The organism is Streptomyces sp. LUP30 (genome assembly GCF_001746365.1).
Taxonomy (GTDB): Bacteria; Actinomycetota; Actinomycetes; order Streptomycetales; family Streptomycetaceae; genus Streptomyces.
On the sequence record NZ_MJAJ01000125.1, the window covers coordinates 1 to 656 of the forward strand.

Sequence of the window (656 nt, forward strand, 5' to 3'; positions counted from 1 at the left end):
CCCCGCGTTCCCTCCACACTGCCTATGTGTTCAGCAGCGGGTGACAGCCCATGACGACTGCCGGGTTTCCCCATTCGGAAACCCCCGGATCAAAGCCTGGTTGACGACTCCCCGGGGACTATCGTGGCCTCCCACGTCCTTCATCGGTTCCTGGTGCCAAGGCATCCACCGTGCGCCCTTAAAAACTTGGCCACAGATGCTCGCGTCCACTGTGCAGTTCTCAAACAACGACCAGCCACCCATCACCCCGGATCCTTACGATCCGAGTTCACTGGGGCCGGCATCAGAAGGACGAGCAAACGCTCGCACCCTCAGACACCCAACAGCGTGCCCGACACCCCTGCCACTCGTGATCAGCTTTCCACGCTCCGAAGAGCAGTACTTGCAGCCCGAGATGACTGAGAATGCCGAATAATCAACGTTCCACCCATGAGCAACCAGCATCGGACGTTCGCCGATGAACTGGCCTCTGGACAACCTTGCGGCTGCCTAGAAGTGCTCCTTAGAAAGGAGGTGATCCAGCCGCACCTTCCGGTACGGCTACCTTGTTACGACTTCGTCCCAATCGCCAGTCCCACCTTCGACAGCTCCCTCCCACAAGGGGTTGGGCCACCGGCTTCGGGTGTTACCGACTTTCGTGACGTGACGGGCGGTGT

At 59.9% G+C, this 656-nt stretch carries 2 rRNA genes; both read right to left on the bottom strand.

What is annotated here, in order from left to right:
• Positions 1–192: ribosomal RNA gene (locus BG482_RS39915) — 23S ribosomal RNA — on the bottom strand; the annotation flags it as partial.
• A 314-nt stretch (positions 193–506) separates the two neighbouring features.
• Positions 507–656, bottom strand: a 16S ribosomal RNA gene (locus BG482_RS39920); the annotation flags it as partial.